The organism is Leptotrichia hongkongensis (assembly GCF_007990635.1).
In the GTDB taxonomy this organism is placed as follows: domain Bacteria; phylum Fusobacteriota; class Fusobacteriia; order Fusobacteriales; family Leptotrichiaceae; genus Leptotrichia; species Leptotrichia hongkongensis.
This window is the reverse complement of record NZ_AP019846.1, coordinates 1,196,352-1,213,932: the sequence shown is the minus strand read 5'-3', so window position 1 is coordinate 1,213,932 and position 17,581 is coordinate 1,196,352. Positions and strand designations below refer to the sequence as shown.

Genomic DNA, 17,581 nt, shown 5'->3' with positions numbered 1-17,581 from the left:
AACTAATTAAGATATACGCATAAAATTGGTGGCTAATACCAATGATAGCGATAAATTATTTGGAGGTGAACATAAATGTTTGCAGTAATTAAAACAGGTGGAAAACAGTACAAAGTAGAAGTTGGAACTGTATTAAAAGTTGAAAAATTAGCAGCTGATGTTGATTCAGACATCGAAATTAACGAAGTTCTATTAGTTGGAGAAGGAGATAACGTAACAGTTGGAACTCCAGTTGTAGAAGGAGCTAAAGTTGTAGCTACAGTTAAATCTCATGGAAAAGCTGATAAAAAAATTAACTTTAAATATAACAAAAAAACTTACTACAGAAAAAAAGGGCATAGACAATCTTTTACAGCAATTGAAATTAAATCAATCAATGCTTAATTGTATTTTTTAATATAATTTAGATTGTGAAAGCTGTTGTGGTTTGAATGATAAGAATAGAAATTCAAAGACAAAAAAATAAAATAACGTATTTTGAAATAAAAGGACATGCAAATTTTTCAGAATATGGAGAAGATGTAATTTGTGCAGCTGTTTCATCAGTAGGACAAATGACAGTAAATGGACTTATTGAAACTTTAAAACTTAAGAAAAAATTGAAGTTTACTGAAGAAGATGGGTATATTTCCTGTGATTTAAAAAATTCTGGATTGACTGATGATGAACTAGAAAATGCAGATATTTTGGTTGAATCAATGTATTCGTATTTGAAGGATGTTGCAAAAAGTTATAAAAATTTTGTAAAACTTAGAGAAATAAAAAAATAAATCTAGGTTTATAAATGTAAAGATTTAAGAAAAATCCAAGAAAATAAAATATGAGAAAGAAATCGAGGAGGTTGGAAAATGTTATTAAAATTAAACTTACAGTTATTTGCCTCAAAAAAAGGTCAAGGATCAACTAGAAATGGTAGAGATTCTAACCCTAAATATTTAGGAGTAAAAAAATATGATGGAGAAGCTGTAAAAGCTGGAAACATTATTGTAAGACAAAGAGGAAGTAAATTTCACGCAGGAACTAACGCTAAATTAGGAAAAGATTACACTTTATTCGCATTAACTGATGGATATGTAAAATTTGAAAAATTTGGAAATGGTAAAAAAAGAGTAAGTATTTATCCTGAAAGAGCAGAAGCATAGTAATAAAATTGTATAATATATTTTTAAAATACTGTCTTAGAAATAGGATAGTATTTTTTATTTGAATTTTATAAAATAAATACTTATTAATGAATATTTTTCTAATGATTTATAAGAAAACTTCTTTAAAAGCGAACTCAAAAGCAATGACTTGATTTTTAGTATTTCAATTTTGAATGAGTTCAAGTATACATATTTTTTAGTAAAAGAAGTCAATTGAAATTTAGTTTATATCTTTTGTTGTCTATAACTTAATGAATAATACCTAAAGGACTATGCAGTATTTTTTTGAAAAAAATTAAATTAAACTTATTAAAAAAATAAAAATATATTATTTCTTTATTTAGTAGAAAGGGGAGTAAGCCTTTGCAAAAAAAGTTTATAATAAGTTTAAATCTACTGTTTTAGTAGTTAATAACAATAAATATCTTTTTTACTGTATTTTTTAACTCGTTACAACCCTATCCACTCTATCCATGTATTTTTCATTTATCAAATAAGCAGTAAGTATCTAAGTTTTTAGAATTTATTTTACTCTTAAAAATTGGAAAAATTAATTAAAAATCCTTGTATTCAGGAATCCATTTTGCATTTTTTATTGCTTCTTTTAAATCGCTTATGGGTTCTGTATTTAATTTTTGATCTAGTACGCTTTGTCCAACTGACAGTGCCACAGTTTCAGAAAATTCTGTCAGTTTTGATACTGGAGGAAGTACAGCAGCTCCAGGTTTTGTCGTGTCGATGATTCCACCTAGTGAATGTGCGGCTGCTGAGATTATTTTGTCGTTTACAATCTTTGATTTTGTTGCGATAATTCCAAGTCCTAACCCAGGATAGATTAGAGCATTGTTTGCTTGTCCAATTTCATAGGTGATTCCGTTAAGCTCTATTGGGTCTGATGGTATTCCTGTTGCAACGAGAGCTTTTCCGTCTGTCCATTCGATAAGATCTTTTGCACTGGCTTCTGCTAGCCTTGTTGGGTTACTAAGTGGAAAAATTATTGGTCTTGCAGTGTGTTTTGCCATTTCCTGAACAATTTCCTTTGTGAAAGTCTTTGGCACTGTGGAAGTTCCGACAAGTATAGTTGGTTTTACAGCTTTTACAGCGGCTTCCAAAGTAGTTAATTCATTTGCATTTGTAAATTCACTCCGTTTTCTTGCGAAAGGAATTTGTTCTGGAGTTAGTCCTTCTGTGTCTTCAAATAATAAGCCTTGTCTGTCAACTAGATAAAACCGCTTTTTTGCTTCTTCTTCAGAAAGACCCTGTGCAACCATTTCATTAAAAATACGTCTAGCAATTCCAGCTCCAGCAGTTCCTGCTCCAAAACACATATAAATCTGGTCAGTAAGCTTTTCACCTGAAATTTTTAACGCTCCTAAGATTCCGGCTAAAGTGATAATTCCAGTTCCTTGTATATCATCGTTAAAAGTTGCGATTTCATTTTTATATTTATTTAAAATATTTGCCGCATTTAATCTTCCAAAGTCTTCCCAGTGAAGATATAAATTTGGGAAAAGTTTTTCAGCTGTTTTTACAAATTTGTCTATAAAATTATAATATGCCTCTCCTCGAACTCTCTCAAATCTATTTCCTAGATACAAGTCGTTTTCTAGCAGTTCTTTTCTATTTGTTCCAGCATCAATTACAACTGGCAGGACAGTAGCGGGATCAATTCCAGCGGCGGCAGTGTAAACCATCAGTTTTCCAACTGAAATGTCAACTCCGTTAGTTCCCCAGTCACCAATTCCAAGGATTCCTTCTGCATCAGTAACAACAATTAAACGGATTTTTCTGTTGTCAGCAGCATTTCTTAAAATAGTTTCTATGTTTTCGGGCTCTTTTACTGACAAATAAGCCGCATTTTGAGGATTTACAAATAATTCACTGTAATTTTCTATGCTTTCTGCAATTACAGGATCATAAACAATTGGCATAAATTCAACTACGTGTTTGCTAAATAAATAATAAAATAATGTTCTGTTTGTATTAAAAATTTCCATTAAGAAATGTCTTTTTTCAATTAACTTGTCTTTTTTCAGAAATTGTCCATAAGTCTGTTTTGCCTGTTCATCTATAGTTTGAATATACGGTGGTAAAAGTCCTAATAATCCATATTCTTCTCTTTCCTTTTTTGTAAAAGCTGTACCTTTGTTAAGGAATGGATTGTTTAAAATTTCATAACCTAATTTCATAAATAATCACCTCTAAATAATATTTCAAATTTATTTTTGTAATAATCAGATAATCCAAGTATAACACTGAAATATTCGGAAATCAATTTGTTTATCCTGTTATTTAAATTATTTTTCTTGTCTGTTGTAAAATAATGTTAAGAATATATTGTAACAAATTAAAAAATTATGACAATTATGTATTAAAATATTAGTAAGGATAGAATATTAATGAAAAAATATTATAAAAATTGCATTGAATATGTCTTAAGAATTTTTGTTAAATGTCCGAAATCTATAATTTTGTGTCTTTAAGATTACATTTACCCTTTAGTTTATTTTTTATTTAAATCTAGTATGATTTTTAGTTTGGTATAAACTTAACAGTATATTTGCTAAATAAATACTAGAACAAAATTCTGTTTATAAACACATTCCGCTATTAATATATTCTGAATTATATTATAGTAAAACTTCTTTAAAAGCGAATTCAAAAGCTATGACTACTTAACTCAACTTCTCAATTTATATAATTTTAGCAGTTTCATTTTAAATAGGTTTGGGTGTATATTAAATTTTATTTTTTAAAGTATTTTTTTCAGTTTATTTTAAGGTTCGTATGATAGAATCAATTTGTAAATCAAAATTAGAGTAGGAGAGTGGAAAGTTATGAAAAAATTAATTCTAGTATCAATGTTGGCAATAGGAATGTCTGTATTTGCAGAAAAATTTACACCTTCAAATAAAACATTGGAAATTTCATTGAAGGAGGTGTTGGAAGGAGCAACTCCTAACGGTTATTACTGGATGGATGGAAGTTTTGATAACAACAAATATCCTGAAAGATATTCATTTTTTATAATGGAGGATAATAAAGGGAAAATAGATGAATTAGTCCAAGGCTATGAAATTGGTAAAAAAACAGGTGGAGAAATACAAGAAAAAATCTATGACGATATTGATGATGACAGTACAGTATACGGATCATATAAAATTTATTCAGCAGGGAAAAAAGGTGTATATTATGTAAATAATTACGTAGCCATGGATGGAAAAAAACACGCAAGATTGTATTTCGGATTTGATAAAAAACACAATACAGTAGTTGTACTTGATAAAAACTTAAATGTAATCGAAGTTCTACAAAGAGTAGCCGTAAATTAAAATCTTAAAATATAAAGTAAAAATTAGAGAGCAGTTCAATATAAAATTGCTCTTTTTTAATTTATTTACTAGTCTTGCCTGATTTTATATATTGTGTTATACTAATATTATTTATTGTATAGCAAGTTATTGAATTTTAAATGAATAATGAGTTGTTTGCTTGTGAAATAAAGCAAAAATTTAAAGTTGTAATAAATTTTATTACAAATATGCCTAAATAAAAAAGTATAAAAATGAAAGAAAAATAAAACTTAAACTAAAAATCAAAAACTGTCAAAAATAGAAGGAGTAACAGGAATTTATGAATAGAGAAAATATAGTGGAAAGAAGAAAGAAAGTGGTACTAGGAATGTCTGGCGGAGTTGATTCTTCCGTTGCAGCAATTTTACTTAAAGAACAGGGTTACGATGTAATCGGAGTTTTTATGAAGAATTGGGAAGAGAAGGATGAAAATGGAGTATGTATGGCAGAAGAAGATTATAAGGATGTGATTGCTGTGGCAGAGCAGCTCGAGATACCTTATTATTCGGTGAATTTTGTGAAGGAATATTGGGATAAGGTTTTTACGTATTTTTTAGATGAGTATAAAAAAGGAAGAACACCCAATCCAGATGTGATGTGTAATAAGGAAATCAAATTCCGTGCATTTCTGGACTATGCAATGAAACTTGGGGCTGATTATGTGGCGACAGGGCATTATGCGAGAATTATTCACGAAGAAAAAGATGGAAAAATCAAATCGACTATGTTAAGAGGAATTGATGATAATAAAGATCAGACATATTTTCTTTGTCAGTTAAGTCAGGAGCAGCTGGAAAAAGTTCTGTTTCCATTAGGAGAGTACGCAAAGCCACAGATTCGTGAAATAGCTGAAAAATATAACTTGGCAACAGCGAAGAAAAAAGACAGCACAGGAATCTGCTTTATTGGAGAACGTGATTTTAATAAATTTTTATCCCAATACTTGCCAGCAAAGGGTGGAAATATTGTAAATACTCAAGGAAAGGTATTAGGGCATCATAATGGACTTATGTATTACACAATCGGACAGAGAAAAGGAATTGGGATTGGAAATACAAAGGAAGGGACTGGGGAGCCTTGGTTTGTTGTGGATAAGGATTTACAAAAAAATGAATTGATAGTAACACAAGGTGATAATTCGGTACTTTATTCAAAAGGGTTAATTGCAACAGATTTTAATTTTATAAACGAAGTGCAGTTTCCGTTAGAATGTACTGTAAAATTTAGATATAGACAAAAGGATACAAAAGTTGTGATTAACAAACTTAATGAAAATGAATATGAAGTGATTTTTGATGAGCCGCAAAAGGCTGTAACGCTAGGACAAATTGTGGTTGCTTATGATGGTGAAGTCTGCCTTGGTGGAGGAATTATTGACAAAATTATAAAATAGTTTTTGACTTATAAAAAATATAAAAATTAAGAGGTGAATAAAATATGGCACTTGATGATGTTATGTGGACGTTTAGTAAGAAAATTTATGAAAGTACAGAAGAATTTAATAAGGATATAAAGGCATATTATGATCAAATGCGGGAATATATTGACAGAGAATGGAATCCTGATGAAGTAGCTGTTAACCATCCAGAAATTTATGTTGACTATGAGGCATGGATAAAAGGGAAAGAAGACTTGATGGAAAATGAAACGGCTGATGAAGAAGAATTATCGGAAGAATATGCAGATGATGGTTATTTTCAAGTTGATGTAAGAGCATTGTTAAAGGCTGATAATGGAAAATATTTTACAAATCTTGAATTAATAACAAAAGTTCATAATCAGCAGGCGAATAAAGAATTAGGAGATCATGTGTTTTTTGAAGGTATGGATTCGGATAATGATATAGATGGAATTCCTGTATTTTATGTAGCGTGTGGAAGTTAAGGAGGAAAATGGAAGAATTAATATTTTGCTTAAATGCGACAATGCCTGTCTTTTTACTTATGATACTTGGGTATGTCTTTAGGAAAATAGGTATTATAGATTTAGAATTTGCAGATAAGATGAACAAATTCGTATTTTTGGCACTTTTGCCTGTACTTTTGTTTAAAGAATTGTCGGTATCTGATTTTTCAGCAATCTGGGATTTCAAATATTTGATGTTCTGCTTTTTTGCAACATTTTTTTCAATAACGATAATGTGTATTATCTCACTTTTTCTGAAGGATAAGTCAATTCGCGGGGAATTTATTCAAGCTGGATTCAGAAGCAGTGCTGCCTTACTTGCTTATGCCTTTGTGCAGAATGTGTATGGAGAGGCTAAAATTGTGGCTCTTATGGTAATTGGAGCTGTCCCTTTGTACAATGTTGCTTCAGTTGTAATTTTGATGTTACTTAGTCCAGAACAGGGAAAATTAAATAGAGTAGTTTTAAAAAATACGTTAAAGGGAGTTATGAAGAATCCTTTAATACTTGGAATTTTGGCTGGAATGATTTGGGCATTGTTAAAAATTCCACAGCCAGTAATTATGAAAAAATCAATTTCAACATTTGCCTCAGCCGCAACTCCGCTTGGACTATTAGTATTAGGAGCAAGTTTTGATGTAAAGGAAGTTTTTTCAAAAATAAAGATTGTATTAGTTTCGTCTTCATTTAAGCTACTGATTCTTACAGCAATATTTTTACCAATAGCAATAAAATTTGGATTTAAGGACGAAAAATTAGTTGCAGTACTTGGAATGCTTGGAAGCCCAACGACACCAACTTCGTTTACGATGGCAAGAGGAATGGGTCATAATGGTGCTGTAACTTCGGGAACCGTTATGATCACTACAATTATGAGTATTTTTACATTAACAGGGTGGCTTTACATATTGAAGATTGCAGGATTAGTATAAATTTGTTAAATAAATAAAAATTTGGTATAATAATAGAGTATTGTAAAAATTATAAATTTTAAAAAATAAAACATTCTGGAGGAAAAATAATGAAACTGAAAAAATATGCAGTGATTGGAATAATGGCATTGCTAGTTATTGTGGGATGTGATAACAAGGGCAATGACAAAAATAATAAGGATAAAGTAAAAGTAACAAATGTGAAAAGGGATATTTCAACAGAGGAAATTGCAAAATATAATGAATATTCAAAATTAAGCGATGTACCAAATTCTGAAGAATGGAATACATTTTTTACGGAGATAAAAAAAGAGGAATTTCTTAATGAAACTGGAAATATAAAAAATATTTCGGAAGTGCCGACATTTACTGAAAATTTGGATAGTTCAATTAACCTGATTGGTGAATATATAAAAGAAATTACTGATGTAATGCAAAAAAGTCCCAAAATGGAAGCTATTGATAAAAATGCTGAAAATCTGATAAATTCATTGGTAGAGGAACAAAAGGTACTGACAGAAATTAACGATTATTTTGAAAAAGGTGATTATAAAGCTGATAAGCTGGCAAAAGTAGGAGAATTGAATGACAAGTATAAAGTTGTATTGCAAAATAGACAGGAAAATCACAAAATTTTTGCTAATTCATTACATGAAATTGCTCAAATAATCAATCAAAAAATGGAGAGCCAATTACAAAAAGATGGTAAAACAGCAAAATTAAATATTTTAAAATTTGTAAATTCAGTAAATGAATTTGGAAAAACAGCATTTGGAAAAAATAATCTAAACTTTGATGAAAATGAAATAAAAACACTAGAAGAAGCTAATAATAATGTGCAAAACACATATAAGGCAGTATCTGAAATAACATTAGAAAATGCTAAGAAAGAAAATATAAGTGAGGCAGATTTCAAAAAAATAAAGGAAAGTTCAAAAACGTTATCAGAAAACATGCAAAAAATGGTAATAGGCGTAAAAAATCAAAATATTCAGGATGTAGTAATGAGTGCAAGTAATATTTTGAGTGCAAAGACAGATTTAGAAAATGTGTTTAATGTTTTAATGGTACAAAAATAGAATTTATACTAAATTTAATTTAAATAATAAAACTGTTATTAGATAAAATAAGCTAATATTTAAATGAAAAAAATGTGGATAATTATAAAATAGGTGGGTATAATCGCTCACCTTGTATTTTTTATTCTGATTTTTTAGTATTTAACCATAAATGAAATATATTGAAATATATAAAAGTTATATATTATAATTATTGACAAAATATCGAAAAAAATGTTATTATTATAATATATTTAGAAATTAATTTGTAAATTTTAGTATATAAATGAAAGCAGGAGGCGGTAGAAATGAAAAAAATAATGTTGCTTATGATTTTTGCATTAAGTGTATTAATGTGCAGTGTTCAGAAGGATGAAAAAGAAGAAAAAGCCAATGCTAACGGTATTCCTAAGAAAATAGTGATTGGGCTTGATGATTCATTTGTTCCGATGGGATTTAAGAATGAAAAAGGAGAGATTGTGGGGTTTGATATTGATTTGGCTAGAGCGGTTGCTCAAAAGCTAGGTGCTGAAGTTGAATTTAAACCAATAAACTGGGATTCAAAGATACTAGATTTGAATGGTGGAAATATTGATTTAATTTGGAATGGACTTACTATAACAGAGGAAAGAAAAAAAGAGACTGAAATGTCAAAACCTTATTTTACAAGTCATCAGCTTATAGTGGTTAAAAAGGATTCAAGCATTAATGCAAAAGCTGATTTAACAGGAAAAAATGTTGGAAGCCAAACTGAAAGCAGCGGAGAAGAAGCTGTGAAAAAATCAGGTGAGGATAAAAAATTTAAGGAATTTAAAACTTATGCTCAATATGATCAGGCATTTATGGATCTTGATGCAGGAAGAGTTGATGCAATTGTAGCAGATGAAGTGTTGGCAAAATATACTAAAAAGACAAAAGAAACACAGGCTAAAAAAGATCTCTATAAAATTTTAAGAGAGAACTATGGAGAAGAAGAATATGGAATTGCCGCTAAAAAAGGAAACACAAAATTAATTGAAGCTATAAATAAAGCTATTGAAGAATTGAAAACAGACGGGACTTATCAAAAAATTTATTCAAAGTGGTTTAAAGATTAATAATGAATCAATCATTGTCAATATTTGTAGAATTATTAAAAACATTACCTAATGTTGCAATATTATATGTGTTTACAATCCTATTTTCCGTCCCGTTAGGAATTTTAGGAGCATTAGCATATACAGGGAAAAATAAGACAGTAAAATTTTTTATTTCAGTTTACACTTGGATATTTAGAGGAACTCCTTTAATGCTTCAGTTAATGGTGGTTTATTATGGAATACCGCTTATGAAAATTGGCGGATATAAAGTTGTGTTAGAGCCATATACGGCAGCAACTATCACTTTTATTATAAATTATGCGGCATATCTTGTGGAAATTATGAGAAGTGGAATAGAAAGTATCGATAAAGGACAGCATGAGGCTGCAAAAGTCCTTGGTTACAGTTACTGGCAAAAAATAATATATATTATTTTGCCACAGGCAATAAGAAGAGTACTGCCAACATTGGGAAATGAAGCAATTACGCTTATAAAGGATACTTCATTAATCTATGTTCTCGCTGTAACTGAAGTTATGAAGCGTACAAAGGAATTAGCAAACATTTACTATAATATTACGCCATATATTTGTGCAATTATCATTTATCTTGTATTAAGTTTTGCAGTTGATAGATTGTTTAAAAATATTGAGAAAAGAAATAAAGTCAGAATTTAAGAAATTTTAAAATTAAAGTGGACTAGGAGATAAAGAGTGAAAAATGAAAAAATAGTAGAAGTAAAAAATTTAAAAAAACAATATGGTGATAATATAATTTTAAAAGATATTAATTTATATATCAATAGAGGAGAAGTTGTCTCATTAATAGGGCCTTCTGGAAGTGGAAAATCGACAATTTTACGTTGTATTGTAGATTTAGAGTCGATAACATCAGGAGAGATTTTAATTGAGGGGAATAATCTGACAGATAAAAATGTAGATAAAAAAATTAAAAAGGAAATCCTGCTAAAAACAGGAATGGTTTTTCAAACTTTTAATTTATTTCCTCATCTGTCAGTTAGAAATAATATAGTAAAGACTTTAAAGCTAGTAAAAAAAATTGATACATCAGAAGCAGAAACTATTACAAAAAAAATGCTTGATTTAGTAGGATTATCAGATAAGATGAACAGTTTTCCAAATGAACTTTCAGGAGGTCAGAAACAGCGCGTGGCAATTGCAAGAGCATTAGCATTGCAGCCAGACATACTACTTTTTGATGAGCCAACCTCAGCACTTGATCCAGAACTTGTAAAAGAGGTACTGGATATAATTAGAAAATTGAAAGAGCAAAAGATAACGATGCTGATTGTAAGTCATGAAATGAACTTTGTTCGTGAAATTTCAGATAGGGTAGTAGTTATGGAAAAAGGTAAAATACTGGAAACAGGTACCTCGCAACAAATTTTTGAAAATCCATCTTCTCAAAGAGTAAAGGAATTTTTAAATACAAATAGTTAATCTAGGTTAATTTAAGGGTATCATAAGCATACCCTTTTATAATTTTATAAAATTTTTTGTAAATCCTAAATTTTTACTTGTATATACAATATAAAGATGATATAATATGAAAAAGTATTTAAAATAGTTAGTTGACTTTTAAAGGAATAAATAATATAATCTTTTTAACTATAGTAAAGTAAGAATAAGGTAAAACAAATGAAAAAGAGGTGAAATATGGACGGTTTTATTAAGATAAGGAATTTGGTAAAAAAATATAAACTTAATAATGGACAAGAATTGCTAGCTGTAAACGACGTAAGTCTTGACATTGAGCAAGGCGATATATATGGAATTATGGGGCTTAGTGGAGCTGGTAAGTCTACTCTTATAAGGCTTCTTAATAGGCTGGAAGAACCTACTTCTGGAGAAATTTTAGTAAGACATGAAATTATTGACAGAAAAAAGAAAAAAAGCCTTGGATATGAATATAAAAATATTCTAAAATTTAATACAAGACTTTTGAGAGAATATAGAAAAAAAACTGGTATGATTTTTCAGCATTTCAATTTGCTAAATTCAAAAAATGTTGCTGACAATATAGCTTTTCCGTTGCAAATTTCAGGATGGAAAAAAAGAGATATTAAAAAAAGAGTGGATGAACTGCTTGAAATTGTGGGGCTTTCAGATAAAAAGCTAAATTATCCCGAACAACTTTCAGGAGGACAGAAGCAACGTGTGGCGATAGCTAGGGCATTAGCAAACAATCCGCAATTACTGCTTTCAGATGAAGCAACATCAGCACTTGACCCAAGAACGACTAATTCTATTCTGGAACTGTTAAAGGATATAAATAAAAAGTTTGGAATAACTATAATTTTGATTACTCACCAAATGGAAGTTATAAAGAAGATTTGTAATAAAGCTGCAATTATGTCAGACGGACAAATTATTGAAAAAGGCGAGACAAAAGAGATTTTCCTAAATCCAAAAACAGAACTGGCAAAAGAATTTGTACAAAATATTTCACACGAAGAATTTAGAACAGAAGAAGAGATAAAGAGCCGTGAAGAAAATAATGGAAAATTGCGTCTAAGTCTTAAATATAACGAAGAACAGGTAAACGAATCATATATTACAAAAATTATTCGTAAATATGATGTTGAAATAAATATTCTAAGCGGATTTATTGATAAAGTAGGGGGTATTATTGTTGGAAATTTATTAATAGAAATTTCAGCAAATGAAGAGAAAGCAAAAGATATTATTGAATGGCTGAAAGAAAATAAAATAGATTCGGAGGTGGTATAATGGGAGTAAGATTTGACTGGATTAAATTTTTACAATTTCAAAATATGGCTGAACCCCTTTGGGAAACAATTTATATGGTATTTATTTCGACAATTATAGCATTAATTATCGGACTTCCAATTGGAATTCTACTTGTTACATCTGATGAAAAAGGTGTAAAGCCCAATAAAACAATTCATAAAATATTAGATATGATTATTGTAAATATTACAAGATCAATTCCATTTATAATCTTAATGGTTTTATTAATACCGCTTTCAAGGATGCTTGTTCATAAATCTTATGGAAGTGTTGCATTTATTGTTCCCCTTTCGCTAGGTTCTGCTCCATTTGTAGCAAGAATCATAGAAGGAGCGTTAAAGGAAGTAGATGATGGCCTTATTGAAGCTTCGAAATCTATGGGGGCAACAGTTTCTGAAATTATTTTTAAAGTGATGATACCAGAAGCACTTCCTGCACTTGTTCATGGCTTGACGTTAACATTAATCAGTCTGATTGGATATTCTGCGATGGCTGGGACAATCGGTGGTGGTGGACTTGGAAATGCTGCTGTAATTGACGGTTATCAAAGATCTAAGCCAGAAGTAATGTGGCAGGCGACAATTGTTATAATCGTACTTGTACAAATTATACAGTTTGTTGGTAACAGTATTGTAAAAGCTCTTATGAATAAGAGAAAAAGAACATAACATAATAAATTAAAATAATAATTTTGTAGGTTATACAAAAAGGGAGATGATTATATGAAAAAAATTTTGTTAGTTTTAGTAACAGCATTATTTTTAATAGCTTGTGGAAATTCAGAAAAATCTTCAAAAGATTCTGGAAAAATTGAAAAATTAAAAGTTGCTGCTACACCAATTCCTGCTGGAGAAATCTTAAAATTTGTAAAGGATGACTTAAAAAAGGAAGGAATAGAGCTTGAAATAGTAGAGTTTAATGACTATGTTCAACCAAATAAAGTGCTACAGTCAAAAGAAGTAGATGCTAATTTATTCCAGCATACTCCATATATGGAAAATTTTGGAAAGAAAAATGGATTTGAGATGACGGCAGTTGGAAAAATATATTTACCTACACTTGCACTTTATTCTAAAAAAATAAAAAATATTAACGAATTAAAAAATGGCGATACAATATTGTTGCCAAATGATCCGACAAATTTGGCTCGTTCATTAATTCTGCTTGATAAAGCTGGAATTATAAAATTAAATAATAACAAGAATGTGGATGCAACACTAAAAGATATTGTAAGCAATCCAAAAAATATAAAATTTGAAGAGCTTTCGGCAGAACAGCTTCCGCCAAGATTGCCTGAAGTTGCTGCTTCAATTGTAAATAGCAGTTTTGCATTAAATGCAGGATTGTCATATAAAGAAGATGGACTTGTAAAAGAAGATAAAGATTCACCTTATGCAAATGTTCTTGCAACATTGAAAGGAAATGAAAATGATCCTAGAATTCAGAAACTGTTAAAGGCATTACAAAGTGAAAAAGTAAAAAAATATATGGAAGAAAAATATAAAGATGTTATTATTCCGGTATTTTAGTAAAAGTTTGTAAAATAAATTATAAATAAAAAATTTTTGGAGGTATTTATGAAAAAAATATTATCATTATTATTAGCAACAGCACTATTTTTAGTAGCTTGCGGAAGTAAAGGAACAGAATCAAAAGGAGGAGCTCCATCAGGAAAAACTGAAAAATTAATTGTAGGTGCGACACCAGTTCCTCACGCTGAATTATTGAATTTGGTAAAGGATGACCTGAAAAAAGAAGGGATTGAACTTGAAATAGTTAAATTTAATGACTATGTTCAGCCAAATAAGGCACTTGCAGACAAAAGTATAGATGCAAACTTCTTCCAACATGTTCCATATATGAATGATTTTGGAAAGAAAAATAATATTGGATTGTCAGCAGTTGGAAATATTCATTTGGAGCCAATGGCATTATATTCTAAAAAAATAAAAAATATTAACGACTTAAAAAATGGAGATACTTTAATTATTCCTAATGATCCAACAAATGGAGGACGTTCATTAATTCTACTTGATAAAGCTGGAATTATAAAATTAAAAGATAATACAAAATTAGATGCTACACCAGCTGATATTGTTCAAAATCCAAAAAATATCAAAATTGAAACATTATCAAACGAACAAATTGCACCAAGATTATCAGAAGTTGCAGGAGCAATCATAAATTCAAACTTTGCAATTGATGCTGGAGTTACAAAAAATGAAATTATCTTGATTGAAGGTAAAGACTCGCCTTATGTAAACATTGTTACAGTATTAAAAGGAAATGAAAATGACGAGAGAGTTAAAAAATTAGTAAAAGCACTGCAAAGTGAAAAAGTTAAGAAATATATTGAAGAAAAATATGAAGGTAGAGTAATTCCTGCTTTCTAATATAAAAAATATTTTTGATAAAGATAGCCTTAGATTGTGTTTTAGGGCTATTTTTTATTATTGAATTTAAAAAAATAAAAAATATTGATTTTTTTATATAAATTTGTTGAAATAAATATGAGAAAAATGTATAATAGTACGCGACATTTTCAAAAATTTAGAAATATACTTAGACCTTTTAAAAATCGAACTGATAACTTAGGTTTAAGAGAAAAAGTCATAATTTTGGAGTTCGATTTTAAAATAATTTTAGTGTATACGAAAATGAAAGGAGAAATTTTCTTTTTATAAAGAAATGAAGAAAAATGAAAAAGTTACTTACAGTTTCGCTATTTTTAGCAAGTGTTAATTTAATTTATGCAGAGAATGAGCAAAATGCTGATACTAGAGAAATATCAGAAAAAATAATTCAAAATACTAAACCGGCAGCACAACCTGCACAAAAACAAGCAGGATTTTGGGATTTTTATGAAAAACAGCAGGCAAAGCTTTTGAAGGAAAACGATAAGGCATTATTTGATGAACTCAGCACGACTGTTAGAGCACAGGATGATTTTTATAGTTATGTAAATGAAAATTGGGAGAAAAAAACAAAAATTCCTTCGACAAAGCCAGCTTGGGGATCTTTTTATGAACTTAATGAAAAAAATCAAGATTTTTTACGTAATTTAATAAAGGAGCTAAAAAATAAAACATCACTTACTCCTGATGAAAAAAAGGTTGTAACCCTTTACGACAGTTTCTCTAATATGAAAAAAAGAAACGAGGAAGGATTAGCCCCTATTAAAAAAGATTTAGAAAAGATAAATGCAATACAAAATATTGAAGATTTGAAGAAATACAATGTAGAAGTTACAAAATTTGGAGGTTCTGAATTTTATGGATGGGGAGTAGGAACAGACCTTAATGATTCTAAAAATAATGCAATTTATTTAGGAAGTGCTGGACTAGGTTTGTCAAGAGATTATTATCAAAAAGATACTAAAGAAAATAAAGCGGTATTAGAAGAATATACTAAATATGTTAGTGATATGTTAAAATATTTAGGAGAAAGCAATACTCTTGAAAAAGCAAAAAAAATAGTTGCTTTTGAAAAAGAAATAGCAGGAACCTTGATGACAAATGAAGAACGTCATGACGTAAAAAAATACAATAATCCTTTAAAGGTAACGGATTTAGCTACTTTATCTAAAAATGTAGATTTAGCACAATATTTGAAGCAGCTTAATGTAAAAACTGATAAAGTAATAATAACAGAACTGAATTATTTTAAAAATTTGGATAAATTTGTAAATAATGAAAATATTAATGTAATTAAGGATTACATGAAATATAATTTAATTAGTTCTTCAGCTGGACTTTTAAATGATGCAATTAGTTTGAGAAATTTTGAATTTTTTGGTAAATATTTAAATGGACAAAAGGAAAGAGAAACACTTGAAAAAAGGGCATTAAACTTTACAAATGAAACTTTAGAAGAAATAATTGGTAAAATTTATATTCAAAGAAATTTCTCTCCAGAAGCTAAGAAAAATACTCAGCAAATGGTTGAATATATTAAAAAAGCTATGAAAAATAGAATTGAAAAACTAGATTGGATGAGTGCAGCAACTAAGAAAAAAGCGCTTGAAAAATTATCGAAAGTTACTGTCAAAATCGGATATCCTGACAAATGGAAAGATTATAGTAAAATGACAATCTCAAGCGAGGATTCTTTGTATGACCAAATGAAAAAAATTAGTGAATGGGGATATAATGAAGAAATGGCTAAAGTTGGTAAACCAGTAGATAAAACGGAATGGCATATGTCTCCGCAAACAATAAATGCTTATTATTCGCCAACAAGTAATGAAATAGTATTTCCAGCAGGAATATTACAGTATCCATTTTATGATTACAGTAGATTAGAAATGGCCAGCAATTTTGGAGCAATAGGATCAATTATTGGACACGAATTAACACATGCATTTGACGTATCAGGAGCAGAATATGATGGAGACGGGAATATAAAAAACTGGTGGACGACTGAAGATAAAATGAAGTTTGATATGGCTACGAAAAAACTGGAAAATCAATTTTCAAAATATACAGTTGGAGATGGAGTCTATGTTAATGGAAAATATACATTAACAGAAAATATTGCAGACTTAGGAGGATTAAACCTTGCTTATGATGCATTCCAATTATACCTTAAAGATCATCCAAATTCTACAAAAGCTTATTCAGACACTGTAAATAAATTATTCTTTTTAAGTTTTGCAAGAATGTGGAGACAAAAATCAACACTAGAATATTCAAAAAATCTAGCAAAAACTGATTCACATTCGCCAAATATTTTCCGTGTAAATGGGACTTTAGAAAATGTGGATGCCTTCCATAAAGTATTTGAAACAAAACCAGGAGATAAAATGTACAAAACACCGCAAGACAGAATAAAAATTTGGTAAAATGATATAATAATAAAACAAAAAACTATCTTGAATTTATCATCAGGATAGTTTTTTTCTTATAAAATTGTCAGAATAAACCATAGTTTACTATATTTTTAGATTTTTATTTAAAGGTATGATATGCTTATATTTTTAGGTTTTTAAAAGAGATTTATTTAATTATACATTTTTGAAAATATTAATTTATTTTAACACAACTATGTATTATCGGACGTATAATTTTATACAAGAATATAAAAATTATAGTAATTTTTGTTATATACTCGAACCTATTTAAAATTAAACTGATAGAAATTATATAATTTAGGGTTTAAGTAAAATAGTCATAATTTTTGAGTTCTGTTTTAAACTAGTTTTACTATATATTTGATAAATTTAGATATAGAATAAGCAATACGTAAATAAGATATTTATAAATTTACAAAATAATAAAAGGAAAAATATTTAAATTTGTGATATAATATTTACTGAAAAGAAAAATATTCTATAAATAAC

17 protein-coding genes are annotated in these 17,581 nt (G+C 29.0%); 16 read left to right on the top strand and 1 reads right to left on the bottom strand.

Going from position 1 to position 17,581, the window contains the following annotated elements; genetic code table 11:
• Positions 1-75 precede the first annotated feature (75 nt).
• From rplU to rpmA, 3 genes are all read left to right on the top strand, one after another.
• Positions 76-384, top strand: coding sequence for a 50S ribosomal protein L21 (gene rplU / locus FVE75_RS05790; RefSeq protein WP_021769501.1), 309 nt, complete (start codon positions 76-78; stop codon positions 382-384).
• Between the two features lie 47 nt (positions 385-431).
• Positions 432-770 carry a ribosomal-processing cysteine protease Prp gene (locus tag FVE75_RS05785; RefSeq protein WP_147005636.1) on the top strand — a complete coding sequence of 113 codons (339 nt, stop codon included), beginning with the start codon at positions 432-434 and terminating at the stop codon, positions 768-770.
• Between the two features lie 78 nt (positions 771-848).
• A complete protein-coding gene (gene rpmA, locus FVE75_RS05780; RefSeq protein ID WP_026746154.1) occupies positions 849-1,142 on the top strand; it encodes a 50S ribosomal protein L27 in 294 nt (97 codons plus the stop codon).
• Positions 1,143-1,699: 557 nt separating this feature from the next.
• Here the strand turns inward: rpmA and FVE75_RS05775 are convergent.
• On the bottom strand, positions 1,700-3,334 hold the full coding sequence (locus FVE75_RS05775) for a malolactic enzyme (RefSeq protein WP_147005635.1): 1,635 nt from the start codon (positions 3,332-3,334) through the stop codon (positions 1,700-1,702).
• Between the two features lie 648 nt (positions 3,335-3,982).
• Between FVE75_RS05775 and FVE75_RS05770 the strand changes: the two genes are divergently transcribed.
• The 13 genes from FVE75_RS05770 (at position 3,983) to FVE75_RS05710 (ending at position 17,083) form a co-directional block, all read left to right on the top strand.
• Positions 3,983-4,477, top strand: a complete 495-nt coding sequence (locus FVE75_RS05770; protein WP_147005634.1) for a hypothetical protein — start codon at positions 3,983-3,985, stop codon at positions 4,475-4,477.
• A 301-nt stretch (positions 4,478-4,778) separates the two neighbouring features.
• On the top strand, positions 4,779-5,891 hold the full coding sequence (gene mnmA / locus FVE75_RS05765; RefSeq protein ID WP_147005633.1) for a tRNA 2-thiouridine(34) synthase MnmA: 1,113 nt from the start codon (positions 4,779-4,781) through the stop codon (positions 5,889-5,891).
• Positions 5,892-5,935: 44 nt separating this feature from the next.
• Positions 5,936-6,382, top strand: a complete 447-nt coding sequence (locus FVE75_RS05760; protein WP_147005632.1) for a hypothetical protein — start codon at positions 5,936-5,938, stop codon at positions 6,380-6,382.
• Between the two features lie 8 nt (positions 6,383-6,390).
• Positions 6,391-7,335, top strand: a complete 945-nt coding sequence (locus tag FVE75_RS05755; RefSeq protein WP_147005631.1) for an AEC family transporter — start codon at positions 6,391-6,393, stop codon at positions 7,333-7,335.
• Between the two features lie 89 nt (positions 7,336-7,424).
• Entirely contained in the window at positions 7,425-8,414 is a 990-nt protein-coding gene (locus tag FVE75_RS05750) for a DUF3829 domain-containing protein (RefSeq protein WP_147005630.1), read from the top strand.
• 287 nt (positions 8,415-8,701) lie between these two features.
• The gene (locus tag FVE75_RS05745) at positions 8,702-9,490 is read left to right on the top strand and encodes an amino acid ABC transporter substrate-binding protein (protein WP_147005629.1); all 789 of its coding nucleotides are present in this window, start codon (positions 8,702-8,704) and stop codon (positions 9,488-9,490) included.
• Positions 9,491-9,492: 2 nt separating this feature from the next.
• Entirely contained in the window at positions 9,493-10,149 is a 657-nt protein-coding gene (locus FVE75_RS05740; protein WP_021744911.1) for an amino acid ABC transporter permease, read from the top strand.
• A gap of 51 nt (positions 10,150-10,200) precedes the next feature.
• Complete coding sequence (locus tag FVE75_RS05735) at positions 10,201-10,932, top strand: amino acid ABC transporter ATP-binding protein (protein WP_172618836.1); 732 nt, start codon at positions 10,201-10,203, stop codon at positions 10,930-10,932.
• A 216-nt stretch (positions 10,933-11,148) separates the two neighbouring features.
• Entirely contained in the window at positions 11,149-12,222 is a 1,074-nt protein-coding gene (locus tag FVE75_RS05730) for a methionine ABC transporter ATP-binding protein (RefSeq protein WP_147005627.1), read from the top strand.
• A gap of 44 nt (positions 12,223-12,266) precedes the next feature.
• On the top strand, positions 12,267-12,911 hold the full coding sequence (locus tag FVE75_RS05725) for a methionine ABC transporter permease (RefSeq protein WP_197735206.1): 645 nt from the start codon (positions 12,267-12,269) through the stop codon (positions 12,909-12,911).
• 54 nt (positions 12,912-12,965) lie between these two features.
• The gene (locus FVE75_RS05720; RefSeq protein WP_147005625.1) at positions 12,966-13,772 is read left to right on the top strand and encodes a MetQ/NlpA family ABC transporter substrate-binding protein; all 807 of its coding nucleotides are present in this window, start codon (positions 12,966-12,968) and stop codon (positions 13,770-13,772) included.
• 48 nt (positions 13,773-13,820) lie between these two features.
• Positions 13,821-14,636 carry a MetQ/NlpA family ABC transporter substrate-binding protein gene (locus tag FVE75_RS05715; RefSeq protein ID WP_147005624.1) on the top strand — a complete coding sequence of 272 codons (816 nt, stop codon included), beginning with the start codon at positions 13,821-13,823 and terminating at the stop codon, positions 14,634-14,636.
• A 305-nt stretch (positions 14,637-14,941) separates the two neighbouring features.
• A complete protein-coding gene (locus tag FVE75_RS05710) occupies positions 14,942-17,083 on the top strand; it encodes a M13 family metallopeptidase (protein ID WP_147005623.1) in 2,142 nt (713 codons plus the stop codon).
• The last annotated feature ends 498 nt before the right edge of the window (positions 17,084-17,581 follow it).